Genomic DNA, 235 nt, shown 5'->3' on the forward strand with positions numbered 1-235 from the left:
TCTCGCGTCCCTCGGCCTGACCGAACGCGAGGTAGTGGGTCAGGGGATTCATGCCGTCCGCCTTCACGTCGGGAGTCCGGGCGAGGTAGAGCTCGTTGTCGAAGCTCGACGACGGATCGCGGCCCTCTTTCCAGCCCTGGGTCTCGTACTGCGTCAGGGGATTCACCTTGGCGGCCGCGACATCCGCATTGGCCGCCAGGTAGCCCGTGGTGGCGAACGCGGCGTTCGGATCGCG

Annotated in this window: 1 pseudogene; it reads right to left on the reverse strand. The window is 67.2% G+C overall.

The features are described from left to right. Positions 1 to 235 (reverse strand): annotated as a pseudogene (locus AC0IY1_RS25635) (calcium-binding protein); the annotation flags it as partial.

The sequence above is a fragment of the Methylobacterium sp. AC690 genome (genome assembly GCF_979256535.1).